General features: G+C 59.9%; 22 protein-coding genes. 10 read left to right on the top strand and 12 right to left on the bottom strand.

From position 1 onward, the window contains the following. Positions 1–266: 266 nt before the first annotated feature. Positions 267–1,085: a shikimate 5-dehydrogenase gene (locus E4P00_RS12070; protein ID WP_103735439.1), complete on the bottom strand. Its 819-nt coding sequence runs from the start codon at positions 1,083–1,085 to the stop codon at positions 267–269. 156 nt (positions 1,086–1,241) lie between these two features. Here E4P00_RS12070 and E4P00_RS12065 point away from each other — a divergent pair, with 156 nt between their 5' ends. From E4P00_RS12065 to E4P00_RS12055, 3 genes are all read left to right on the top strand, one after another. Beyond that, positions 1,242–1,616, top strand: a complete 375-nt coding sequence (locus E4P00_RS12065) for a hypothetical protein (protein ID WP_078820851.1) — start codon at positions 1,242–1,244, stop codon at positions 1,614–1,616. Between the two features lie 219 nt (positions 1,617–1,835). Then, entirely contained in the window at positions 1,836–2,030 is a 195-nt protein-coding gene (locus E4P00_RS12060; protein ID WP_003190284.1) for a hypothetical protein, read from the top strand. Between the two features lie 91 nt (positions 2,031–2,121). Continuing rightward, positions 2,122–2,304 (top strand): hypothetical protein, encoded by a 183-nt coding sequence (locus E4P00_RS12055; RefSeq protein ID WP_005786881.1) that lies wholly within the window; start codon positions 2,122–2,124, stop codon positions 2,302–2,304. 3 nt (positions 2,305–2,307) lie between these two features. Here E4P00_RS12055 and E4P00_RS12050 read toward each other — a convergent pair whose 3' ends face one another. Continuing rightward, complete coding sequence (locus E4P00_RS12050) at positions 2,308–3,375, bottom strand: AI-2E family transporter (RefSeq protein WP_005786879.1); 1,068 nt, start codon at positions 3,373–3,375, stop codon at positions 2,308–2,310. 171 nt (positions 3,376–3,546) lie between these two features. Between E4P00_RS12050 and yegQ the strand changes: the two genes are divergently transcribed. Beyond that, positions 3,547–4,860 carry a tRNA 5-hydroxyuridine modification protein YegQ gene (gene yegQ / locus E4P00_RS12045; protein ID WP_216091018.1) on the top strand — a complete coding sequence of 438 codons (1,314 nt, stop codon included), beginning with the start codon at positions 3,547–3,549 and terminating at the stop codon, positions 4,858–4,860. A gap of 4 nt (positions 4,861–4,864) precedes the next feature. Here the strand turns inward: yegQ and E4P00_RS12040 are convergent, their stop codons facing one another. Together E4P00_RS12040 and E4P00_RS12035 are read right to left on the bottom strand one after the other, a co-directional pair. Continuing rightward, positions 4,865–6,544 carry a methyl-accepting chemotaxis protein gene (locus tag E4P00_RS12040; RefSeq protein WP_223018815.1) on the bottom strand — a complete coding sequence of 560 codons (1,680 nt, stop codon included), beginning with the start codon at positions 6,542–6,544 and terminating at the stop codon, positions 4,865–4,867. A 123-nt stretch (positions 6,545–6,667) separates the two neighbouring features. Continuing rightward, on the bottom strand, positions 6,668–7,987 hold the full coding sequence (locus E4P00_RS12035; protein ID WP_164366002.1) for a Na+/H+ antiporter NhaC family protein: 1,320 nt from the start codon (positions 7,985–7,987) through the stop codon (positions 6,668–6,670). Between the two features lie 236 nt (positions 7,988–8,223). Here E4P00_RS12035 and E4P00_RS12030 point away from each other — a divergent pair, with 236 nt between their 5' ends. After that, positions 8,224–10,371: a methyl-accepting chemotaxis protein gene (locus E4P00_RS12030; RefSeq protein WP_032876817.1), complete on the top strand. Its 2,148-nt coding sequence runs from the start codon at positions 8,224–8,226 to the stop codon at positions 10,369–10,371. Positions 10,372–10,499: 128 nt separating this feature from the next. Here E4P00_RS12030 and E4P00_RS12025 read toward each other — a convergent pair whose 3' ends face one another. The 4 genes from E4P00_RS12025 to E4P00_RS12010 are packed head-to-tail and all read right to left on the bottom strand — an operon-like array spanning position 10,500 to position 13,091. Then, positions 10,500–11,813 (bottom strand): sensor histidine kinase, encoded by a 1,314-nt coding sequence (locus E4P00_RS12025; RefSeq protein ID WP_032876820.1) that lies wholly within the window; start codon positions 11,811–11,813, stop codon positions 10,500–10,502. Continuing rightward, the gene (locus E4P00_RS12020) at positions 11,810–12,478 is read right to left on the bottom strand and encodes a response regulator transcription factor (RefSeq protein WP_005786867.1); all 669 of its coding nucleotides are present in this window, start codon (positions 12,476–12,478) and stop codon (positions 11,810–11,812) included. Before E4P00_RS12020 ends, E4P00_RS12025 begins: the two co-directional genes overlap by 4 nt. After that, positions 12,478–12,789, bottom strand: a complete 312-nt coding sequence (locus E4P00_RS12015; protein WP_078820847.1) for a PepSY domain-containing protein — start codon at positions 12,787–12,789, stop codon at positions 12,478–12,480. The genes E4P00_RS12020 and E4P00_RS12015 overlap by 1 nt, the downstream gene beginning before the upstream one ends. Further along, positions 12,789–13,091: a PepSY domain-containing protein gene (locus E4P00_RS12010; protein WP_005786863.1), complete on the bottom strand. Its 303-nt coding sequence runs from the start codon at positions 13,089–13,091 to the stop codon at positions 12,789–12,791. Before E4P00_RS12010 ends, E4P00_RS12015 begins: the two co-directional genes overlap by 1 nt. Before the next feature lie 159 nt (positions 13,092–13,250). Here E4P00_RS12010 and E4P00_RS12005 point away from each other — a divergent pair, with 159 nt between their 5' ends. The 5 genes from E4P00_RS12005 (at position 13,251) to codA (ending at position 18,176) form a co-directional block, all read left to right on the top strand. Continuing rightward, on the top strand, positions 13,251–14,330 hold the full coding sequence (locus E4P00_RS12005; protein ID WP_148854446.1) for a patatin-like phospholipase family protein: 1,080 nt from the start codon (positions 13,251–13,253) through the stop codon (positions 14,328–14,330). A gap of 96 nt (positions 14,331–14,426) precedes the next feature. Next, positions 14,427–14,783 carry a 6-carboxytetrahydropterin synthase QueD gene (queD, locus tag E4P00_RS12000; RefSeq protein WP_003190259.1) on the top strand — a complete coding sequence of 119 codons (357 nt, stop codon included), beginning with the start codon at positions 14,427–14,429 and terminating at the stop codon, positions 14,781–14,783. A 65-nt stretch (positions 14,784–14,848) separates the two neighbouring features. After that, on the top strand, positions 14,849–15,472 hold the full coding sequence (locus E4P00_RS11995; RefSeq protein WP_078820845.1) for an NUDIX hydrolase: 624 nt from the start codon (positions 14,849–14,851) through the stop codon (positions 15,470–15,472). A gap of 149 nt (positions 15,473–15,621) precedes the next feature. Then, entirely contained in the window at positions 15,622–16,890 is a 1,269-nt protein-coding gene (gene codB / locus E4P00_RS11990) for a cytosine permease (RefSeq protein ID WP_248131566.1), read from the top strand. Positions 16,891–16,940: 50 nt separating this feature from the next. Continuing rightward, entirely contained in the window at positions 16,941–18,176 is a 1,236-nt protein-coding gene (codA, locus tag E4P00_RS11985; RefSeq protein ID WP_248131564.1) for a cytosine deaminase, read from the top strand. 8 nt (positions 18,177–18,184) lie between these two features. Here the strand turns inward: codA and E4P00_RS11980 are convergent, their stop codons facing one another. From E4P00_RS11980 to tssI, 4 genes are read right to left on the bottom strand one after another with little or no spacing between them, the layout of a single operon-like run. Beyond that, positions 18,185–20,335, bottom strand: a complete 2,151-nt coding sequence (locus tag E4P00_RS11980; protein ID WP_248131562.1) for a lipase family protein — start codon at positions 20,333–20,335, stop codon at positions 18,185–18,187. A gap of 14 nt (positions 20,336–20,349) precedes the next feature. Continuing rightward, a complete protein-coding gene (locus E4P00_RS11975; protein ID WP_248130148.1) occupies positions 20,350–21,111 on the bottom strand; it encodes a hypothetical protein in 762 nt (253 codons plus the stop codon). A 4-nt stretch (positions 21,112–21,115) separates the two neighbouring features. Then, the gene (locus E4P00_RS11970; RefSeq protein WP_248131560.1) at positions 21,116–21,952 is read right to left on the bottom strand and encodes a DUF4123 domain-containing protein; all 837 of its coding nucleotides are present in this window, start codon (positions 21,950–21,952) and stop codon (positions 21,116–21,118) included. Continuing rightward, positions 21,952–23,967: a type VI secretion system tip protein TssI/VgrG gene (gene tssI / locus E4P00_RS11965; RefSeq protein ID WP_078820838.1), complete on the bottom strand. Its 2,016-nt coding sequence runs from the start codon at positions 23,965–23,967 to the stop codon at positions 21,952–21,954. Before tssI ends, E4P00_RS11970 begins: the two co-directional genes overlap by 1 nt. Positions 23,968–24,331: the final 364 nt, after the last annotated feature.

Raw genomic sequence — 24,331 nt, 5'->3', positions numbered from 1 at the left:
TTCGCGCTTTTCGAAAGTGACCCGCTGTAAAAGCGGAACCAATAGCAGCCGTTACCTAAATAACGGATATGTACTCGGTCTGACCCAGCACCCTGGTCGGCCCCGAGGCCGCCAGCGGGAGCAAGCTCCCTCGCCACAGGTACAGCGCCGTACCAAAAGATGTGTAGATACCCATGCTGCGATAGTGGTGCATCAGTCAAGAATCCATTGGCTGACACACCCTATTCGCGAGCAAGCCCACACACACAGTGGATTTGTGTAAGTTTTTAGCTTCGGGCGAAGGCTACTGCCGCCTCGAACTGCTCCTGAGTCGGGCGCACGCCTGTATAAAGCACAAACTGCTCCAATGCCTGGATCGCGATGACCTCCAACCCGGTAATCACCCGCTTGCCCTTGGCACGGCCACGCACGATCAACGGTGTTTCAGCCGGAATTGCCACCACATCAAAAACAGTTTCTGCCTGATCAATCGCGTCGGCATCGAACGCCAATGCATCCGCCTCGGCCCCGCCTGTCATACCAATGGGCGTCACATTGATCAGCATTTGTGGACGCAGGTCGCCCAGGTCCGCCTGCCACTCATACCCCAGGTTGCTGGCCAATGCCCGGCCCGCCACCTCATTGCGCGCTACGATCACACCGTTGGCATAACCGCCATCACGCAAGGCGCTGGCCACCGCCTTGGCCATGCCGCCGCTGCCACGCAGGGCGAAGGTGGAATCTTTCGGCACGGCGTGCTTCTTCAGCAGTTGCTCGACAGCAATGTAATCGGTGTTGTAAGCCTTGAGATGACCGTTGGTGTTGACGATAGTGTTCAGCGAGTCAATGGCTTGAACCGAATCGTCGAGTTCGTCCACCAGCGCGATGGCCGCCTCCTTGAACGGCATGGAAACCCCACAACCCCGCACACCCAAGGCTCGGATGCCACCGATCGCGCCGGCTAAATCCTGGCTGCTGAAGGCTTTATAGTAGAAATTCAGCCCCAGCTGTTCATACAGATGGTTATGAAAACGCAGGCCAAAGTTCCCAGGGCGCGCCGACAGCGACATGCACAGCTGGGTGTCCTTGTTGGGATGCATCTGCATGGGTAACTCCTTGAAGTAAGCAAATCGGTACAGACCTTACACAACCTTTACCTACTGGCCGTGCTGTTTTTTTGAAATACGTTGTCTTAAAAGTATCCCCGCGACAATCCTTGGGTCTATTGATTGCAGACCACAAGCGCAGGGGCTAACCGAGGAATGACCATGATGCGTAAAATCCCCAGAATCGCCTTGCTTATCGGCGCACTTGCGATGGCCGGCCAAGCCTCCGCCCACGGTGGTGGTTGGGGTGGCCCGGCAGTGTTGGGTGCACTTGTGGGCGCGGCAGTCGTCGGCTCCGTGGTTGCCAGCCAGCCTCGTGAGGTCTATGTGCAACAGCCGGTGTATGTGCAACCGCAGCCAGTGTATGCCGCCCCACCGCCGGTCTATTACGCGCCGCCACCACCGGTGTACGTGCAGCAGCAGGTTTACTATCGCCCGGCGCCGGTCTACTACGGGCCTCCCCGTGGCTATTATGGCCCGCCTCGCGGCTACTACGGCCCTCCCCACGGCTACTACCGGCACGGTTGGTAAGTTTCAATTGACTTGAGTGGAACAGGCCTCGCCCACATGCGGGGCCTTTTTTTGCCTGGAACGTCCGGTTTAATCCTGCCAATGTCGCTATGACGACAATCCCACAGTACAAGAGTCGCATATCCTCTTGATCGGCCCAGGCGTGCGCTGTCATGGTTGCGTCATAAAACAGTCTCACTATCGACCCGGTCCACCAATAACAATTAAGGACGAACGAACATGCCCACCCAGAATCCGCACCGCACCGCCGGCCTCTGCACGTCCAGCAAGGTCTACAGCGCCTTGACCGAGCTCAAGCACCTTGAAGGCCATCGCAGCGCGAAGTTCCTGGCGCTGTTGGCTGAAAACCTGGTGCGCAAGGGGCTGCTCAGTGAACACGAAGTGGTGAACATGCTCGACCAGGTGGTGGATTAACGCCTGGCGTTGATGTCGACTATCGAGCCAGGTGATTTTTCCTGGATAGCGACACCCCTTAAGGTGGCCTCCATAGCGATTGGAGGTCCTTATGCCCACTGTTCAAATCATGTCTGTCATCGGTAGCGCCGTTCCCACCCCTCTGCGCAAGCTCGGCTTGCTTGCCTGCTGGTACGTGGTACGTGATGGCGAGCCTATCAGCGGCCCGCTCACTTCGTTGTCTGACGCCGAAACACAACGCCGGCTGGCGGCCGACTTCAGGCTCCAGGCCTGAGACCTAAGGCAAGGGCAACTTGACCCGCGGCTTGGTTTCGGCGAACAACGCCCAGCACGACATGAACAAGGCCGCCACCAGCGGCCCGATCACGAAGCCGTTGAGGCCAAACACCGACAAGCCGCCCAGGGTCGAGATCAGGATCAGGTAGTCCGGCATCTTGGTATCTTTGCCCACCAGGACCGGACGCAGCACGTTGTCCACAAGGCCAATCACGAATACACCAAAAAGCCCCAGCACCACGCCTTGCCAGATGGCGCCGCTCAACAGGAAATAAACGGCCACTGGCGCCCAGACAATCCCTGCGCCCACCGCCGGCAGCAAGGACAGGAACGCCATCAGTACCGCCCAGAGCAACGCACTGGGGATATCCAGGAACCAGAAGATCAAACCACCCAGCGCACCCTGGGTCACGGCCACCAGTACGTTGCCCTTGACCGTGGCCCGCACCACCCGGTTGAACTTGAGTTGCAGGCGGCGCTTTTGCGGCTCGGCCAATGGCACCGCCGTGCGCACCTTGCGCACCAGCTCGGGGCCATCGCGCAGCAGGAAGAACAGCAGGTACAGCATGATGAAAAAGCTCACCAGGAAATCAAAGGTGCCCTGGCCGAAGCTGAACGCCTGGGAAGCGAAGAACTGACTGCCCTGCATCGCCCCCTTGACCACCTTTTCGCGCAGCCCTTCCAGGTTGCCCATGCCAAAGCGATCGAGCAGTTGCTGGAAGTACGGCGGCAGGAAGTTCTTGAATTGCTCGATATAACCGGCCACGTCGAGCTTGCCGCTTTCGACGTTTTTATACAGCGTGGCCCCCTCTTGAACCAGCAACGCACTGGTAATGATCACGGGCAGAATCGCGATCACCAGGCACACCATCAAGGTGGTCAGGGAGGTCAGGTTGCGGTTCCAACTGAAGCGCTGCTGCAGGCGGCGCTGCATCGGCGCGAAGATGATGCCGAGGATCACCGCCCAGAACACCGCGCCATAGAACGGCAGCAATATCCAGATAAAGGCGATGGTCACCAGCGCCAGCAATAGCAGCAGGGTTTTGAATTGCAGGTTGGTTTGATTCATGTCCGGTCCATATGAGAAAGCCGGGCCGGTGTCAGCCCTGTTGCTTAGTCCGCGGCGAAACCTGGGAGTGCCCTTGTTTATCGAACAAGCATAGATCGGCTTGTTTAGACCTGGGTCAATAAACCATGACCGCCCCTGCACTACCCTCGCGCCTTTTTGCGACCCACGCCCATGCCCCCGATGATTGCCCCCGAACTGCTCGCTCCCGCCGGCACCCTGAAAAACATGCGCTACGCCTTCGCCTACGGTGCCGATGCGGTTTACGCCGGCCAACCACGCTACAGCCTGCGCGTGCGCAACAACGAATTCGACCACGCCAACCTCGCCCTCGGCATCCAGGAAGCCCATGCGCAAGGCAAGCGTTTCTATGTGGTGGTGAACATTGCGCCACACAACGCCAAGCTCAAGACCTTCCTCAAGGACCTGGCGCCGGTGATCGCCATGGGCCCAGATGCGCTGATCATGTCCGACCCTGGGCTAATCATGCTGGTGCGCCAGCATTTCGCGCAGATGCCGATTCATCTGTCGGTACAAGCCAACACGGTGAACTGGGCCAGCGTGCAATTCTGGCAGCAGCAAGGCATTGGCCGGGTGATCCTGTCGCGGGAACTGTCCCTGGAAGAAATCGGCGAGATCCGCCAGCACGTACCGACCATGGAACTGGAGGTGTTCGTACATGGCGCCCTGTGCATGGCCTATTCCGGGCGCTGCCTGCTGTCGGGCTACATGAACAAGCGCGACGCCAACCAGGGCACCTGCACCAATGCCTGCCGCTGGAAATACCAGGCCACGCCGGCAGTGGAGAACGCGACCGGCGACATCGTCCAGCACCATCAGCCGACGCTGGGGCTCGGCACACCCACCGACCAGGTATTCCTGTTACAGGAAGCCAACCGTCCCGATGAGCAAATGCCGGCCTTTGAAGACGAACATGGCACGTACATCATGAACGCCAAAGACTTGCGCGCCGTGCAGCACGTGGAGCGCCTGGCGCAGATGGGCGTGCACTCATTGAAGATCGAGGGCCGCACCAAATCCCACTTCTATTGCGCACGCACCACCCAGGTGTATCGCCAGGCGATCGACGACGCGGTGGCCGGGCGCGCGTTTGATCGCGGCTTGATGACCAATCTGGAGTCCCTGGCCCAGCGCGGCTACACCGAAGGTTTCCTGCGTCGGCATGTGCACGACGAATACCAGAACTACCAGAACGGCAGCTCGGTGTCCGAGCGCCAGCAGTTTGTTGGGGAATTGACCGGCGAACGCCGCGGGGAGTTGGCCGAGGTCAAGGTGAAGAATCGCTTTGCCGCGGGCGATCACCTGGAATTGATGACGCCCGCCGGCAACTTTCACTTTGACTTGGCCACCTTGCACAACGCCAAGGGGCAAGCCATTGAGGTGGCGCCGGGGGATGGGCACACGGTGTATGTGCCCTTGCCGGTCGAGATGGACCTGCGTTTTGGCCTACTGATGCGCGATTTGTAGAACCTCAGATCCTGAATTGACCGACCAATTGCCCCAACCGCTGGCCCAGGTCCGCGAGGCTGCGCGAGGTCTGGGCGCCGAGCTGGGTTTCATCCGCTACGCTGTCCACCGCCACGGCAATCTGATGCACGCTGCGGTTGATCTCTTCGGCCACAGCAGTCTGCTCTTCGGCGGCGCTGGCGATCTGCGCGTTCATCGAGTTAATGGTACCGATCAGCTGGGCCATGGTATCGAGGGACGCCCCGGCTTCGTTGGCTTGGGCCGAGGTGCCTTCGCCCGCATCGCTGGAGCGGCGCATCGCGTCAACGGCGGCTTCGGTGCCCTTTTGCAGGCGATCGATCATGCCCTGGATTTCCTGGGTGCTGCTTTGCGTACGGCTGGCCAGGGCGCGCACTTCATCGGCGACCACGGCAAACCCGCGGCCGGCCTCCCCGGCCCGCGCAGCCTCGATGGCCGCATTGAGCGCCAGCAGGTTGGTTTGTTCGGCAATCGAGCGAATCACACCGAGCACACTGACAATCGACGACACATCCTGCTGCAGGCTGTCCAGGGACACACCGCTGCTGCGGATATCGTTCACCAGCGCGTGAATCTGCGCGATGCTACCGTCCACCACGCGTTTGGCGGCCTGGCCCTCGGCGTCGGTCTGTTGCGCGGCGACCGCAGCGCCCTGGGCACTGCGCGCCACTTCATGGGCCGCGGACGACATCTGGTTGATCGCGGTGGCCACCTGGTCGGTCTCGTGACGCTGGCGTTCCATGGCCTGCTCGGAGCGCTGGGCCTGGTCGGACACCTGGCTCACCAGCCCGGTGAGCTGGGCGGTCATTTCGGTGATCTGGCGCACCAGGCCGTGGATTTTATCGACAAATCGGTTGAACGCACCGGCCAGGTCGCCCAGTTCATCCTGGCTGGTGATGGCCAGGCGGCGGGTCAGGTCGCCTTCACCGGCAGCGATGTCGTCGAGGTTGGCTTTCATCAGGCTCAGCGGGCGCAGGATGGTATTGGCGACTAACATGCCCACCGCCGCAATCACCAGCAACACCACCACAGCCACGCCAAGGATGCTCAGCAGCACGCCTTGCATACGCTGTTCGACCTTGTCCTGGACCACCGCCACCTGGGCCTCGATACCGTCCAGGTTCACAGAGGTGCCGATAACCATGTCCCATTTGGGCAGGTATTCGGTGTAGCCGAGCTTGGGTACCAGTTCGGTCTGGCCGGGTTGGGTCGAGCTGTATTGCAAGTAGTGGCTGCCGTCCTTGCCGACCTTGACCAGGTCGCGATTGACGTAGACACCGTTGGGGTCACGGTTGTCCTTGAAGCTTTTGCCTACGCCGTCCGGGCTGTTGCCCTTGAACAGGCGGATGGTTTCGGAGTCGTAGCCGAAGAAATAACCGTCTTTGCCGTAGCGGGTGTTGGACAGCAACTTGACCACCTGCGCCCGCGCCGTGCTATCGCCGGGAGCGGCTGCGTCGTAGAGCGGCTTGATGGTGGTCATGGCCACTTCGACATAGCCTTGCAAAGTGGCCTTGGCGTCGTCGAGCAGGCGCTGGCGGGTTTCATCCACTTCGTTGCGGGCCTGGCCCTGCAGAATCCACACGGTGGTGAGGCTGATGACCACGGCAAACAGCAACACCGGCACAACGGCAAGGGCCAGGACTTTGGCCTTCAAACTCAGACGCATGGCTTTTCTCTCTTGTTAGTGGCGACTTGAGAGGTTAACGGCCAGGTAAGTGATTTCTGTAGGAGCGAGCTTGTGTGGCGAGGGAGCAAGCTCCCTCGCCACCGTAGAGGTGCAGTGCTTGCGTCAGAGCGTCATCGCAGCCAGCCAGCCAAACGCCAGCAACGGGATGTTGTAGTGCAGGAAGGTCGGCACCACGGTGTCCCAGATATGGTGGTGCTGGCCGTCGATATTCAGGCCGGAGGTGGGGCCGAGGGTCGAGTCCGATGCGGGCGAGCCGGCATCGCCCAATGCACCGGCGGTGCCGACGATGCACACGATGGCCAACGGGCTGAAGCCCAGTTGTACGCACAGCGGCACGAAAATCGCGGCAAGGATCGGCACCGTGGAAAACGACGAGCCGATGCCCATGGTGACCAACAGCCCCACCAACAACATCAGCAACGCCCCTACCCCGCGGCTATGGCCGATAAACGCCGCCGAGGCTTCCACCAGTGAGCGTACGTCACCGGTGGCCTTGAGCACTTCGGCAAAGCCTGACGAGGCGATCATGATGAAGCCGATCATCGCCATCATCTTCATGCCTTCGGTGAACAGGTCATCGGTGTCGCTCCAGCGCACGATGCCCGACACCGAGAAGATCAAAAACCCGGCCAGGGCACCGATAATCATCGAGTCCAGCCACAGCTGAATGATGAACGCCGCAGCAATCGCCAGGCCTGCCACCAGCAGGGTCAGCGGGTTGTACTGCACCGCCACTTGCTCGACGCGCTCGATTTTTTCCAGGTCGTACACGCGCTTTTTGCGGTAGCTGACAAACACCGCCACCAGCAGGCCGACCACCATGCCCAGTGCCGGCAGGCCCATGGCATGGGTGACGTTGACCTGGCTGATATCCACGCCACTCTTGGCCACGTTGGCCAACAGGATCTGGTTGAGGAAGATATTGCCGAAGCCCACCGGCAGGAACATGTACGGCGTGATCAGGCCGAAGGTCATCACGCAGGCAATCAGGCGGCGGTCCAGTTGCAGCTTGGTCAGCACGTACAACAGCGGCGGTACCAGCAACGGAATGAACGCAATATGGATCGGCAGGATGTTCTGCGAGGCAATCGCCACCACCCACAACAGGCCGATCAACAGCCATTTGACGTGGCTGCCGCCGCTGGCTTCCTGACGGTCCACCAGCAGCAAGGCTTTGTCTGCCAGCGCATGGGCCAGGCCGGACTTGGCAATGGCCACCGCGAAAGCGCCCAGCAGTGCGTAAGACAAGGCGACGGTTGCACCACCGCCCAGACCGCCGTTGAAGGCTTTGAGCGTGGCGTCGATCCCCAGGCCACCGGTCAAGCCGCCCACCAGGGCACCAACGATGATGGCGATGACCACATGCACGCGGGACAGGCTGAGCACCAGCATGGTGCCGACCGCGGCGATGACTGCGTTAATCATGGTTACCTCAAGCAAAAACATAAAAGACAGGCATGCCCGCGCACGGCCCATGGGAACAGCTGCCGGCGTGCAGGCTTGAAAGAGGTCTTATTAGAGGGCGCGCACTTTGCAGCAGGCAGGCGCTCATGTCAAAAAACGACGCCGCTTTGAGGTTTAAATGGGGCGTTTGAATAAAGAACCACGGGCGCCGGCCGATAAACTGTTTCCATGTGCTTTCAGGTAAGGATGTCCCGATGTCGCTCAGGCAGCTCTCCATTCAATGGAAAATCACCCTGCTGGCGGGCCTGTGCCTGCTTGGGATCGTGACCCTGCTGGTGGGTCTGTCGCTGTATCGCATGGCGCAGAGCTCGGAGCAGGTCAAGGCGTCCAGCATGAAGATGCTCGACGAAGCCGCCCAGGCGCGCATTGAGGCCCAAGGTGAAGTGCAGGCGCTGGGCATTCGCCAGCAGTTCATGGATGCCTACCAATACGGCCATGGGTTTTCCCGCCAGGTACTGTTTTTGCGCGAACAGGCGGAGAAACGCTTTCTCGATGCCTTCGACACCCGTGAAGACCTGACCCGCCAGGTCAAGGCCGCCTTACAGGCCAACCCCGACCTGCTGGGTTTGTCCCTGGTATTCGAAGCCAATGCGCTGGATGGCAAAGACGAGCTATTCGCCAACCAGGCGGAACTGGGCAGTAATGACAAAGGCCGGTTCGCCCTGTATTGGTCGCAACCAACGCCGGGCAAGATCACCTCAATGGCGCTGCCTGAAAGCGACATGACCGACACCTCCATTAGCCCAAGCGGTGAAAAAGCCAACGCCTGGTTCACCTGCCCGCGCACGACCCTCAAGCCGTGTGTGATCGAACCCTATTTCTATGTGATCGACGGCCAGAACGTGCTGATGACCAGCATCGTGTTCCCGCTGATGGTCAATGGCAAAGTCATTGCGTCACTGTCGGTGGACATCAACCTCAACAGCTTGCAGGCCGTGAGCCAACAGGCCAGCCAGAAGCTGTACGACGGCCAGACCCAAGTCAGCATCCTCAGCCCCACCGGCTTGCTGGCCGGCTACAGCCCGGATGCCAGCAAACTCAGCCAGCGCCTGGAGCAGGTCGACACCGCCAGCGGTGCGCAGTTGGTCAGTGCCTTGGCCAACAGCACCCAGACCCACAGCCTGCGCACCGACCAGCAACTCAAGGTGCTGGCGCCGTTTGCGCCGATCCCAGGGGGCAAGTCGTGGGGCGTATTGCTGGATGTACCGGGAAAAGTTCTGGTAGCCCCCGCCGAGGCACTGAAAACCCAGCTGGACGCTGACAATGCCAAGGGCACCCTGCTGGAACTGGGCCTGGGCCTGCTGGCCGCTGTGGTTGGCTTGGTGCTGGTGTGGTTGATGGCGCGCAGTGTGACTCGGCCGATTCTTGGCGTGGCGCATATGCTCGAAGACATCGCCAGCGGCGAAGGCGACCTGACCCGGCGCCTGGCTTACAGCAAACAGGACGAACTGGGCCAATTGGCTGGCTGGTTCAACCGTTTCCTCGACAAGCTGCAACCGATCATTGCCGAGGTAAAGCGCTCGGTGCAGGACGCCCGCGGCACCGCCGACCAGTCCGCCGAGATTGCTACGCAGACCAGTGCCGGCATGGAACAGCAGTATCGCCAGGTGGATCAGGTGGCCACCGCATCCCATGAAATGAGTGCCACCGCCCAGGACGTCGCCCGCAGTGCCGCTCAGGCGGCCCAAGCTGCGAAGGATGCCGACCAGGCGACGCGCGAAGGCTTGACCGTCATAGACCGCACCACCGCCAACATTGGTGACCTGGCCGCCGATATGAGCACCGCCATGACCCAGGTGGAAGGCTTGGCCGCTAACAGCGAGAAGATCGGCTCGGTGCTCGAAGTGATTCGTGGCATCGCCGAGCAGACCAACCTGTTGGCGCTTAACGCCGCCATCGAAGCCGCCCGTGCCGGCGAGGCCGGGCGAGGTTTTGCGGTGGTCGCCGACGAAGTGCGCAACCTGGCACGACGCACCCAGGAGTCGGTGGAAGAAACCCGCCTGGTGATCGAACAATTGCAAAACGGTACTACCGACGTGGTCAGCTCCATGGGCAACAGCTATCGCCAGGCCCAAGGCAGCGTCGAACAAGTCGGCCAGGCCGTCACGGCCTTGCGCCAGATTGGCGACGCCGTCACGGTGATCAGCGACATGAACCTGCAAATCGCCAGCGCCGCCGAAGAGCAAAGCGCGGTGGCCGAAGAGATCAACAACAACGTGGCGACCATTCGCGATGTAACCGAGTCGCTGTCGGAACAGGCCAATGAATCGGCGCGGGTCAGCCAGGCGTTGAACAGCCTGGCCAACCAGCAGCAGGGGTTGATGGATCAGTTTCGGGTCTGAATGCAGCCAGGCTTTTCTGTGGGAGCCGGGCTTGCCCGCGATGCAACACCTCGGTATTTCAGGCAAACCGAGTCGATGCTATCGCAGGCAAGCCAGCTCCCACATTTTTGAACTGGGGTGGGTCAGTGCTAGCGGCGTGGTAGCTCGATCAATACCTTGAGCCCACCCAGCTCACTTTCCTGCAACTGCAACACCCCGCCCCACACCTCAACGATGTCCCGCACGATCCCCAATCCCAGGCCATGGCCGACCCTCTGCTCATCCAGGCGTGCGCCGCGGCTGAATACCTGGTCGCGCTGGGCCTGAGGAATGCCCGGACCGTCGTCCTCCACCGCTAACACGTAGCCCCGGGGCGTCTCGCTGACGCTCAAGCGCACCTCGGCATCCGCCCACTTGCAGGCGTTGTCCAACAGGTTGCCCAGCAGTTCCAACAGGTCTTCACGGTCCCAGGGCAAATGCAGACCCGGCGCGACATGATAGGCGAGGTCCAAGTGCTCACCATGGATCATGCGCAGGGTGGCCAACAAACCGGGTAGTTCTTTTTCACAGTCAAACAGTGCACCCGGCAGCGCATCGCCCGCCAGGCGGGCACGGTTAAGCTCGCGATTGAGGCGCTGCTGCACCTGTTCCAGCTGCTCGCGCAACAACTGGCTCAACTGCGGATGATCCTTGAGCGCATCACTGGAGGCTGCGCTCAACAGCACTGCCATAGGGGTTTTCAGCGCATGGCCCAGGTTGCCGAGGGCATTGCGTGAGCGCTTGAGGCTGTCTTCAGTGTGGGCCAGCAAATGGTTGATTTGCGCTACCAGCGGTTCCAGTTCCTGCGGCACCTGAGTGTCGAGTTGGGAGCGCTGGCCTTGCTGCAGTTGGGCGATCTGGTTGCGCGCCGTCTCCAGCGGGCGCAAGGCGCGACGCACGGTGACCCGTTGCAGCACCAGCACCAGCAGCAGCGCCACCACCCCCACCACCAGGCCCACCTGACGCATCAGGCGAAAGCTTTCCCGCACGGGTGTGTAGTCCTGCGCCACGCTGATGGAAATCAACTTGCCAAAGCGCTTGTAGTCCGAGCGCAACACCAACAACTGCTGACCTTCCGGGCCCAATTGCAGGTTGCCCTTGAGCCCCGCCTCCGGGAGCCTGGGCAGTTCCTGATCCCACAGTGAACGGGAGCGCCAATGGACATCGGCAAAGTCGATACGAAAATAATGCCCGGAGAACGGCCGCTGATAAGCCGGCGACAGGCGCTGTTCATCCAACTGGACGCCGTTGGGCCCGCGCACCAGCGCCACCAGCAGGTTCTCGCTGTCGTTGCGCAAGCCCGCCTCCAGGTAGCGCTGCAAGCCTGCTTCAAACAGCAAGAGGCTGGTCTGCGCCAGTACCACGCCGACGATCACCATCACGCTGATCAACCCCAGGCTCAGGCGCCGCTGGATCGACTTCATGCCGGGGTGGCGCCAAATCGGTAGCCCTGGCCGCGCCGGGTTTCGATCACGCTGCGTCCCAGTTTGCGGCGCAGATGGTTGACATGGACCTCCAGTACATTGGAGTCACGCTCGGTCTCGCCGTCATATAAATGCTCGGCCAGATGGCTTTTGGACAGAATCTGTTCGGGGTGCAGCATGAAATAGCGCAGCAAGCGAAACTCAGCAGCCGTCAGTTGGATCTCGGCGCCATCGCGCAGTACACACTGGCGACCTTCATCCAGATGCAGGCCGGCGGCTTGCAGCGTTGGCTGGTTGGCTTGGCCGTGGGAGCGGCGTAACAGCGCCTGGATGCGCAAGTACAGTTCTTCGGGGTGAAAGGGTTTGCTCAGGTAATCATCGGCTCCGGCCTTGAGCCCTTCGATACGCTCGGCCCAGGAATCGCGGGCGGTGAGGATCAGTACCGGGATGGCCAGCGCGGCGGCGCGCCATTGCGCCAGCACCTCAAGCCCGGGCAAGCCAGGCAGGCCAAGGTCGAGGATGATCAGGTCATACGGCTCACTGCGCCCTTGATACACCGCGTCGCGGCCATCGGCCAGCCAGTCGACCGCATAGCCCTGGCGCTGCAGGCCGGCCAGCAGTTCGTCGGCCAGGGGCACGTTGTCTTCCACCAGAAGCAGGCGCATCAGTCTTCCTCATCTTTGATCAACACACCATTGGTCGCGTCCAGCTTGATCTCGCGTACCACGCCTTCGGTAGTCACCAATTCCACTTCATAGGCGTATTGCCCGTGTTTCTTTTCCAGCTCGGCCTCCAGCAGCCGCGAGCCGGGATAACGCGCCATGGCTTGGTGCAGCAGCTGCTCCAGCGGCAGAATCACGCCCTGCTGGCGCAGGGCCAGGGCTTCATCCTGGTTGAGGTCGCGGGCCGCCAGGCTGGAGCAAAAAATCATGAGCAACAGCGCCACTCGACTGCCGACGCGTAAATTTACCTTCATTACGTATCCTGATGATTCTTGAGAACCTGCCCGGTGAGCGCGTTCAATTCAACGTCCCATTCAATGCCGTCGGCATCTTGCAGCTCCACTTCGTAGACGTACTTGCCGTATTCCTCATCCAGGTCGGTGTCCAGTAGCGTCGAACCGGGGTGAAGGGCCAGGGCCGTGGCTTCCAATTGATCGAAAGCGACAATAGTAACAGTGGCGGGCACGATCAGTGGCTTGTCAGGGTCCGCCGCGGCGGCCTGGGTCGCCGTAACGATGATGATAGCGGCGGCGCCCAGAACAGTGAGGCGCTTCATGATAAGTCTCCGTTACATGATGTTTTCCTACGCCGGTCACGGTACCTGTCGCAACTTAACTGAAACTGAATTGCCACCATGGCAATTTCCAAGCGGACCGTTTTCCCCACTGCCAGCGAGATTTTCTATAATGCCCCGCTTGCCTCAACAGAGACCGGTATGACTGCCATCCATATCAAGTTCCCTGCCTTGACCCTCAAGGCAGGCAAACGCGCGCTCAGCCGTATTCGCGAGCAGGGACTTGCGCCTGCCGACGTGGGCATCCTCCCCGGTGCGGCCGGTGGCCCCAAGGCCCTGGGTATCCAAGGGCTGGACTTGGCGCTGTTCGGTGACTGGTTGCCGCGCGCACCAAGGGAACGCGCGCTGATCGGCGCCTCCATTGGTTCGTGGCGGTTTGCCAGCGCCTGCCTGCCCGACCCGGTGCAGGGCTTGCTGGACCTGGGCCGCTTGTATAACGAGCAGCGCTTTGCCAAGGGCGTGACCATGGCCGAAGTCAGTCAGAGCTGCCAACGGATGCTCGATGACCTGCTGGCCGGCCGTGATGCGCGGGTGCTGGACAACCCCGACTACCGGCTGAACATCATGGTGGTCAAGAGCCACGGGCTGCTTGCCGATGACCACCGTGGGCGGCTGGGGCTGGGCTTGTCGTCGGTAATTGCCGATAACCTGCGGGGCCGCGCCCGGCTGTCGCGGCATTTCGAGCGGCTGATCATCCACGACCCGCGCCAGGCGCCGCCGGTACATCCGCTCAAGGACTTTGCCTCGCGCTTCATCGACCTGGAACTGGGCAACCTGCGCCAGGCGCTACTGGCATCCGGCTCAATCCCCATGGTCATGCAAGGCGTGCGCGACCTGCCCGGCGCCGGGGCCGGCACCTACCGCGACGGCGGCCTGCTGGACTACCACCTCGACCTGCCCTATCACGGCGATGACATCGTGCTGTACCCGCACTTCACCGACCGAGTCATCCCCGGCTGGTTTGACAAGGGCCTGCCGTGGCGACGCAGCAACCCGCAAGGCTTGCAGGATGTATTGTTGCTGGCGCCATCCAGGGACTACCTGGCCCGCCTGCCCCACGGCAAACTGCCAGACCGCAGTGACTTCAAGCGCTTTATGGGCGACGACCCGAGCCGCAACAAATATTGGCAAACCGCGATGAGCGAGAGCCAGCGGCTGGGGGATGAGTTCCTGGCATTGGCAGATAACGGTAAATTGGGCGAACACTTGCAAGCCCTTTGACCCCATGGGGCCTGCTGGCGAGGGGCGGTATGCGCAAGGGTTGATCAAACTGTTAAACTCGCCGCCTGCCAGACACCTGACCGAGCTGAAAACACTGTGGAAATCTTCAAGGAATTTACATTCGAATCCGCCCACCGCCTGCCCCACGTACCGGAAGGCCATAAATGCGGGCGCCTGCATGGGCATTCGTTCAAGGTGGCCATCCACCTGAGCGGCGACCTGGATCCCCATACCGGCTGGATTCGCGACTTCTCGGAGATCAAGGCGATTTTCAAGCCGCTCTATGAGCGCCTCGACCACAACTACCTCAATGACATCCCCGGCCTGGAAAACCCCACCAGCGAAGTGCTGGCCAAGTGGATCTGGAATGAATTGAAACCTCTGCTGCCGGAGCTCAGTGCAATCCGCATCCATGAGACTTGCACCAGCGGCTGCATCTATCGCGGCGAGTAAGCGGTAGCGTGTTGGAAAAACCACCTGCGGGTGGTTTTTTTTGGAAATGCCTACAGGAGAACGTGATGGAAAACACCTGGCTGGCCCACGCCAAGCGCTTGCAGGCACTGGCTTCCACGGGGCTGCATTTCTGCACCGATGATTTCGAGCGCGAACGTCTGGAAGAAATTGCCCTGATCGCCCACACCATGCTGGCGCAATTGGGCAACGTGCCGCTGGAGCGTATCAACGGCCTGGTCTCGGATTTTGCCCAGAGATATTCGACGCCAATGATCGATGTACGCGGTGCAGTGATCGAAGGTGAGCGGATTTTGCTGGTACGGGAGTCGACGGATGGCTGCTGGGCATTACCTGGTGGTTATGCCGACATCGGTTTGTCGGCGGCCGAGAACATTGTCAAGGAAATCCGCGAAGAAGCCGGGCTGACGGTCACCGCAAGGACGTTATACAGCGTGACGCACAAAGCCAAGGGCTTGTACCGGCCGGATGTGAGGGATTTCTACAAGTTGTACTTCCTGTGTGACCGGGTGGACCAACTCGCGCCCATGGCAGGTTTTGAAACCACCGAAGTCGGTTTTTTCACACTGGATGATCTGCCGCCCCTGTCTCGCGGGCGCACGATTGAAAGTGATCTTGAGGCGGCCTTTGCGTTTCATCGGGGTGAGACCACGCAGACGCTGTTCGACTGAGCCAGTTTGGCTCACCGCTGCACTGCTTCTGCACCGGATTGGGCTGGGGTAACTTGAAGGGGCTTGCTTGCGCTAGCTGATATCTACCCGCCTCTGCGTTGGCACGCACGATGCAAACGAGCTGCGTCACTACTCAGGGAGCAGCCCCCATGACGCAGCAACCACCTGGCAACGATTACCCCCTCAGCGAAGTCCCCCTGCATGCGCGCAAAGGCCTTGCGTCCACGGCCATGGTGTTGCTGGGTTTTACCTTTTTTACCGCAACCATGTTTGCCGGCGGCAAGCTGGGGGTGGCGTTCAGTTTCATCGACATGCTCGGCGTCGTGGCCCTGGGTAACCTGTTGTTGGGTATCTATGCCGCAGGCCTGGGTTACATCGCGTTCAAGAGCGGCCTGAATTCGGTGTTGATGGGGCGTTTCTGTTTTGGCGAAGTGGGCAGCAAGCTCAGCGACTTGATCCTCGGTTTTACCCAGATCGGCTGGTATGCCTGGGGCACTGCCACGGCGGCCGTAGTATTGGGCAAGTATTTCCAACTGAGCCCAGGCAGTGTGCTGGGGTTGATGATGGTGTTTGGCTTATTGTTCTGCGCCACCGCCTATGTGGGGTATCGCGGGCTGGAAATCCTGTCCTGGATCGCAGTGCCTGCAATGGGGTTATTGTTGATCCTGTCGATGTGGGTCGCCACGGTGAAGGTCGGCGGGCTACCGGGGCTGCTGGCGGTGGTGCCGACCGCAGAGTTGGACTTGTCCACGGCGATTACCCTGGTGTTCGGCACCTTCGTCAGCGGTGCGACCCAGGCCACTAACTGGACGCGGTTTTCGCGCTCGGCCAAGGTCGCGGTGCTGGCCAGCCTGATCGGCTTTTTTATCGGCAATGGCCTGATGGTGCTGATCGGCGCCTATGGCGCCATCGTCTATCAGCAACCGGATGTGGTAGAGGTTTTACTGCTGCAAGGTTTCGCCATGGCCGCGATGGCGATGTTGCTGCTCAATATCTGGAGCACCCAGGACAACACCATCTACAACTTCGCCGTCGCCGGTTGCAACCTGCTGCGCACCCAGCGCCGCAAAACGGTGACCCTGGCCGGTGCAGTAATCGGCACCCTGCTCGCCTTGCTTGGCATGTACGACCTGCTGGTGCCCTACCTGATCCTGCTGGGCACCGTGATCCCGCCGATTGGCGGGGTGATCATGGCGGACTTCTTCTATCGTTATGGCGGCCAATATCCGCGCCTGGCGGATGCTCGCCTGCCGGCATTCAACTGGCCGGGTCTGGTAGCGTATGGGGTGGGTACCGTACTGGCGTTCAATTCGCCATGGGTCGCGCCGCTGGTGGGAATTATTGCCGCATCGCTGACCTACGTGTTGCTCAGCGCCATACTACGCATCATGACCGCCGGGGCATCGATATCGCCTTGAGGATCCGGCGGCTGCCTGCCTGATTGTTTTTAGCCAAGAGGAACTTGACCATGCACATCATCAATGCCCACCTGCGCAACCGTGAAGGCTTGCATGATCTGCACCTGGAACACGGCCGGATCGCCAGTATTACTGCGCAAACCAGCGTTCCCACGCTCGCGGCCGGCGATCTGGACGCCGCCGGCAACCTGGTGATACCGCCTTTCGTCGAACCCCACATCCACCTTGATGCCACGCTCACTGCCGGCGAACCGCGCTGGAACATGAGCGGTACGCTGTTCGAGGGGATCGAGTGCTGGGGGGAACGCAAGGCCACCATTACCCAGGAAGACACCAAGGCCCGGGCCAAAAAAACCATCCAGGCCCTCGCCGCCCACGGTATCCAGCATGTGCGCACGCATGTCGACGTCACCGACCCGGACCTCACCGCGCTCAAAGCCATGCTGCAAGTGCGTGAAGAAAGCACGCACCTGATCGACCTGCAAATTGTTGCCTTCCCCCAGGAGGGCATCGAGTCGTTCCGCAATGGCCGCGAGTTGATGGAGGAAGCCATTCGCCTGGGCGCCGACGTAATCGGCGGCATCCCCCACTTCGAATACACCCGCGATCAAGGGGTCAGTTCGGTGAAGTTCCTCATGGACCTGGCCGAACGCACCGGTTGCCTGGTGGACGTGCATTGTGACGAAACCGATGACCCTCACTCACGCTTTCTCGAAGTGCTTGCCGAGGAAGCCCGCAGCCGCGACATGGGCACCCGCGTCACCGCCAGCCACACCACCGCCATGGGCTCCTACGACAACGCGTACTGCGCCAAACTGTTTCGCCTGCTGGGGCATTCCGGCATCAGCTTTGTGTCCTGCCCCACCGAAAGTATCCACCTGCAAGGCCGCTTCGACAGCTTCCCGAAACGCCGCGGCGTCACCCGTGTCAACGAGTTGCTCGAAGCCGGCATGAACGTGTGTTTCGGCCAGGACTCCATCGTCGACCCCTGGTACCCGTTGGGTAATGGCAACATCCTGCGCGTGCTGGAAGCCGGCCTGCACATCTGCCATATGCTCGGCTACCGCAACCTGCAAAGCGCGCTGGACCTGGTCACCGACAACAGTGCCAAGGCCATGGCCCTGGGTGACCGCTACGGTCTGGAAGCCGGCCGCCCTGCCAACCTGCTGATCCTGTCGGCCGACAGCGACTACGAAGTCATTCGTAGCCAGGGCCTGCCGCTGTACTCGATCCGCAATGGCAAGGTGCTGATGAAGCGGCAACCGGCACAGGTGGAGTTTATGTAACCCGGTGGCTAGACGATGGAGTCGATATCCAGTGTTTGCGCCCTTGCCAGATCATCGTGGGAAGGCGGTGGGATGCTGGCAAATTGAGCAGGCTCGCGATTCTCACGGTGGCTGAACCAGCGTTTGAGGCTGGCGTGCAGGTGCGCAGCCTCCGCATGACTGCCGTAGACATCGCGGGCTTGAAGGCGACGCCAGCGCAGGCTGGCCAGACGCTCACGGCTGGTGTGCAAACGGTCGATCTCGGCGTTCAAGGCATCGTTGGTTTCATGGCTGCGATCATTGGCAGGGCGTAGACGGGCGAGGTCACGCCGTTTGGCCCGCAGTTGCGCGCGCATGTCCTCAAGAGCCTGGTCGAGCAGCTCAAACTCCCTTGGAGTCACCAAGGGGCCTTGGCTATCCAGGGTTTGTTGCCAGCGCCGCAATGTAGCCCAGGCCGCAGGGATGTAGCTGGTGGTCATGAAGTGTTGACCGGCCTGAAAAAGCTGCCTCAATAAATTGTCGCGGTCGGGCATGTCGCCCTGCAGTTGCAATGCGCGATTACAACCCGCCTCTTCGATGGACTCACAGCCCGGCTTCCATAACACCGAAGAATGGGTGCCATCCGGGAGCGTGATCGGCATGAAGTGATGTTGTTCACCATGATGTTGATAGGGGTTGCCCCCCATGCGCACCAACCCGGCGGCGAACAACAGGCCACCGGGTACAGGAGTACTGAATAAGGTGATGGCACCGGGTATCCAGAGTTTGGCGGTGGTGTTCATCCACGGGGCGGGGACACTAGGCACGGGGTCGTTGTGATTGACGATGCGGTGGTGGACCAGTGATGAAGCGCCGGCAGTGAATTCGGAGTCAGCGGCACGGGGCGCCCCATAGGTGTAAAGGAGGATGTTGTAGTGGGCGTCCGGCGTTCGGCGCAGTCCTTCGGCCAACAGCAATGCAATGGCGCCGCCGAGGCTGTGGCCGCAAATTACAATGCGTTGGCCGGTGTGAAACTGATCAAGGTATCGCAATACGAAATCACGCATAGCCCGGTAGGCTTGATAAAATCCGTCATGCACTTTTCCAACGCCTTCGGCAAACGCTACCTGATGGGCGTCTGCGTCACGTAGCACATCGGCACGGCTGACGGTTCCTCGCACAGCTATCAGGATTACCTCATCGTGGTGAGTGATGAAAGCCTGGGTGTCGGTGCCGAATTTTTCGTCATCGAAAAAGTGCAAGCGCGCAGGGTGCTCCTGTTCTTCCTTCAGTTCCGGTCGGTTTTGGGGATACAACTCAGGATCGAATGGCAGGATTTCGAAACGGCTGGAATAAGGGACCTCTTCATAGAGCGGATAAAAACGCTGCACTTGCTTCGGGTCAATTCGCCAGGCTTCGTGATACAACGAAAGCTGTTCAGCGAATAAATTTCCAACGCTTGGATCGAGCGGAAACCGGACTTCATGCAAAGGCCTTTCTGAGGGTTCCTGCCCAAAATCGCAATAACTCAACGCGGCAAACAATGCGAGCTGGTACAGGTTCAGGGCACTGAATCTGTCTTCAATACATAGCATTGGGCGCAACGCCCGTAGTGGTCGTACTTCGAGGACAGTGTGGTTGTTGGGGAACAGTACGATACCTGACAACGTTGGCTCGGGTGGGCCGAATCCAAGGTCGGCCATCATTTTCAGTACATGACGTTTGGGACTATGGGCACGAGGCGTTATCGCAGGTAAGTGGGCAACATGGCGTACTAGATCCCTGACTTCGACTTGGTAGAATTGGTTGGCTTGTTGTTGTGCAGGATTAGCCTCAACGCGACGCCCATCGGCCATAGCAAATCCAGTCTGCTCAGCACGAACTTGAAGCTCGGTAACTGGAAGCTGATAGGTCGGTCGCATCATTAACCGACGATATGGCTGCCCTGCTCCTGAATACAGGTCATCAAAAACAAGGATGACGGGGCCGCTATTAATATTTTCCAGCTTGGCAAAGCCTTCTACATTCAATCTACCCTTGTACTGCTGTCCTACACTGTCGCGGACGGTATATGGCAGGCCGCCATACGTCGCGCCAACCCCGAGCTCATCGACCAGGCAAAAGCTGACCCAGTGCCCTCGCAATGAACAAGCTGGCGCACTGTCGCTGAAAAAGGATCGCTTCCTTGCGTCCAAATACATGGCTTAACTCCTTATCACTCACACGTTGGATAAATATTGCAGATGCGGCCATCCGGCATTTTTATTGGCTTGAAATCGGTGTTATTGCCATTGCAGTAAGCATCCAGATCGGCAAAATCTATACCCTTGCAGCGTTTCCACCCTCCTGGAACAGCGACCCAGTTATCGCCAAAAGCGGGGCGTTCCTCATCAGTCATCTTTAGCATCACCCTGAGGGTTCTCCCCCGCAGTTGATCGCGCTGTGCAGTTCCACCAACGCGTGTTGTCTGCAACTGTCCTAGCGAATTAACCGAACGGCACTGGAGGATTTTCCTGATTGCATGAAAGGGACCTACTGTCCGAAACAACCATTGACACTGACCTGATAGCTCCTTCACTCCTTTCTCCTGCATCCCAGGTATATCCAGATGATCGCTAATAGAGATATAGGCATCATCCCCCCCCACATCTGTATCCCGCGCGCCCCACTTCGCATAAAAACCAAACTCCACACTGCGCAGTACCAACGGGCAACCCTCTACCGTTTCAGCCAGCGGCAGTTCATAGCTAATCCTGCTCGCTACCGGTTTGTATTCCGTGAAAAAGACTTTTCGCTCTGGTCTCTTACCTCGACGCCTGGGTAAAACGCAGCGTTCACCCGTCGCAGGTCGGTAATTGGCAGCAGTTTTAAGTTCAAACTGGGCCGGCAAATCCACCTCCAATGTAAAACTATCCACCACCCGCCCCGCGCACCCCGGAATCCCCGCGCCCCCAAGAACAAGCAACACCGCTGCCATCCACCTACTCACCGTTTCCCACCTCCCTGTGCCACTGCTCCACGACCCGGTCAAAATGCACTTCAGGTGTTTCCCCAGCCCGAGGCGGCCAATGAATAACGCTGCTTCGGATCGTCCCTTCCAACCGGCGCACCACCAGGAACGCCAACTGCTCGGGGCTGCGCCATTGCCAGGTCCGCGCCTGTTCCAGTATTTGGCTGAGCCAGACCTTGGGGTCCTGGAATTCGACCAATGCCGCCAGGTCCTCACTGTGCTCCGCGAGCAGATAACGCAGGATATTGGCGTGCAGGATGGCTTCGGCCTGTGGGTTTGGCGTATCCAGCCAGGGCGCTGGATCCGGTGCCGAATAATCGCCCGGAGCAGGGTTTTCGCTTTGGTGCCAGCGCCCTTCATGCCAATAGCACACGCTGACCAGCGGCCCGAGATAGACCGGCCAGTGCTCCTTTGATAGATGGAGCAAGGCGCGGGCCAGGGTGCGGTTGTCGTGAATACGATAGAGCGCCCGCTGCCCCGTCGGCCCCACCAGCAGCCTGTCGCGCCAATGTCGCGTTGCACCCGCCAAGTCGGCAGCGGATAGGCTAAAGAGCCATCCCCAGTTCGACTCGGGATGTTGCAGCAGGTCGATCAGTGCAGGCTCATTCATTTGTTCCAGCAATAGGATCAGCGGGCCAGAACTCGCCAACTGCGCCGCATCGGTCTCGCTGTAGAGCTTGCAATAACGCGACAGGTCGCGCCCTGCCAGCAGCGGTTGGCTAGCCTCATGACTCCCCTCAAGCATCAGGCATAGGTGGTAGCCTTGTTGCTGTTGTCGGGCCATCCATCGAGTGACCAGGCTGTCCATCAAGCTGCCCTCCCCGCAATATCGCACTGACCTTCGCGGCAGCATTCGCACAGGGGGCAAAAGTCCGCACCCAGTTTTTTAGCCAAATCCATGATGACGCCTTGCGCTGCAGAAACTTGCGCGCGGGCAACTGGCGGGGGCGTTACCGAGCGCGTTGCGGACGGTGAACCGCCCAGGATGATGGGCCGGCTGCTGAAAATACCTCCGGCCTGAATCAGCAGGTGCTCTCCGCCAGCCTTCAGGCTCAGTTGCGCACCCGCATCAATCACCAGGTTGGCACCAGCCTTGAGATGAACCTGTTGCCCGGCTTCGATCACCAGGGTCTGAGCAACACGGGTCAGGCTATCGCCCTGTACGTCGAGGTGGTCATGCGCCTCGAGCACGACCTTGCGAGCACCGAGAATATGGCGACGCTCCTCACTCTCCAACCGAACCGTACTGGTTCCCCGAATGACTTCATGCCGTTCCCCTGCCACTTCCAGGCGGCTGTCATGCCCCACCCGTTGTTCCAGGTCACGCTGGGCGCGCAGGTAGATGAGCTCTTCGCCACTGCGGTCTTCCAGATGCAGCTCATTGCCACCGCTACCGCCTGGGGAGCTGCGGCTGCGCAGTACCGTGCGTGTCTTGTGCTGTGGCAAGGGGTAAGCCGGCAAGTGCGACGCATTGGGCAGGCAGCCGTTGACCAAAGGTTGGTCCGGGTCGCCTTCCAGGAAGCTCACCAGCACTTCCATGCCTACCCGGGGAATGACCAGCGCGCCAAATCCGTCACCGGCCCAGCCCGACGCCACCCGCAGCCAACAGCTGCTCGTATCGTCGTTTTTGTCCAGGCGATCCCAATGAAAGCGCACCTTCACCCGGCCATAGGCATCGCAATGCACGTCCTCTCCAACGGGCCCGGTTACCGTTGCGGTCTGGCTGCTACTGATCGTCGGCTTGGGGTGCTTGAGGGCCGGGCGATGCACTGCGCGCCAGGGGGTTGCAGTGAATCGGTTGCGATAGCCCTGAAACCCGCCGGCCTCGAATGCCGACTCTTCCAACACCTGCGGCTGGTAGCCCTCATGACGCACCGACGTCAGCAACCATAAGTCATTGCACGCTGGATCCGGGTGACCGCACAGTTCAAGAAAGTGACCACTGCGTAACGCGGGTTGATCGCTTTTGCCCAACACCCGATGGCGATCACGCTGATGGCGCTCCAGGCCACGCCGCGCCAGTTGCGCCCCCCGGGCACGGCCGGTGAAACCACCGGGGCATTCATAGTCTTCCCATGGTTCTGCCGTTTTGGCACCGGCCTGTTCTTGCAGGCAAAACGAAGGATGCTCAAAGTCATAGTCTCGACGCACGGTTCGCTGACTGCGTGCCTGCAAACGCCGGTCGAAGCGCTGGACCACCCGGGTCTCGAGCGCCGGATCACCCGACGAGCAATAACGCTGCACCGCCAGCCGTCGAAATACCGTCTGGTCGTCACCGAATACCAGCAGATGGTTATCCACGCTGTGGCGAAAATGGTAGTGAATACCCTCCTCTTCACACAGCCGCTGGATAAAGTGCAGGTCGGATTCCCTGTACTGCACGCAAAACACTCGCGGTGGATACACCACCGGTCCAAGCTCGAAGGCATAGGCGTCGGCAAGGATCCCGTGGTGTTCAAGGACCGTTGCAATGATCTGCGGCACGCTGCGTTGCTGGAATATCCGCTGGTCGCGACGATGGGCAAGGCAGGCCAGGCGCGGGGCGAGGGTCAGGTGATAACGGGTGAGCCGCACGCCAGGGTCACCTCGACCGATGGCGTAGACCTGCCCATGCAGCCCCTGCTCCGCTTCGCCAAAGTCCAGATAGGCGGGTTGATGAAGCAGCGCCTCCAAATCGAAGGAAGGGTCTTCGCTGACCAGTTGCACATGTATGAAGTAAGGCTGATCGAGGGCTTCAGTGCCTTTGAATGCCACTACCTGAAAGTCTGTAGTTATGCCTGAAAGAACTAATTTGAAACGTGACGAAACAAACGCGTTAACCATCCTTTGTTACCCGCCATCAACTTTTCAACTGAACGACTCTCCCTCGCCAATACCGGATGGATTGCGAAAAAAAGCACCTGAACAGACTAAAGCTTAGCGATTTCCCGCGCTTTTCGGCGCTTACCCAATAAAAAAGAAGTTTCGTACATCGAAGATGGAAGTGTCGCTTATAAAGCAAGACATACAGCCAATAAGACATCTAAGAACAACAAGAAAATTCTTACGCGATTTTATATCTGAATAACCAAGTTCCGAAGAAACAGCTGACATCTGCCCACCAACGTTATCGGACAGGGGAAGCGTATTACAGAACCTCCAACCTGTGGGAAGTGGTCTGGAAGGTGGTAATCCGTCGCAAGAAACC

This window comes from Pseudomonas sp. B329, from assembly GCF_023127835.1.
Lineage (GTDB): Bacteria > Pseudomonadota > Gammaproteobacteria > Pseudomonadales > Pseudomonadaceae > Aquipseudomonas > Aquipseudomonas synxantha_A.
This window is presented reverse-complemented; position numbering and strand designations above follow the sequence as displayed.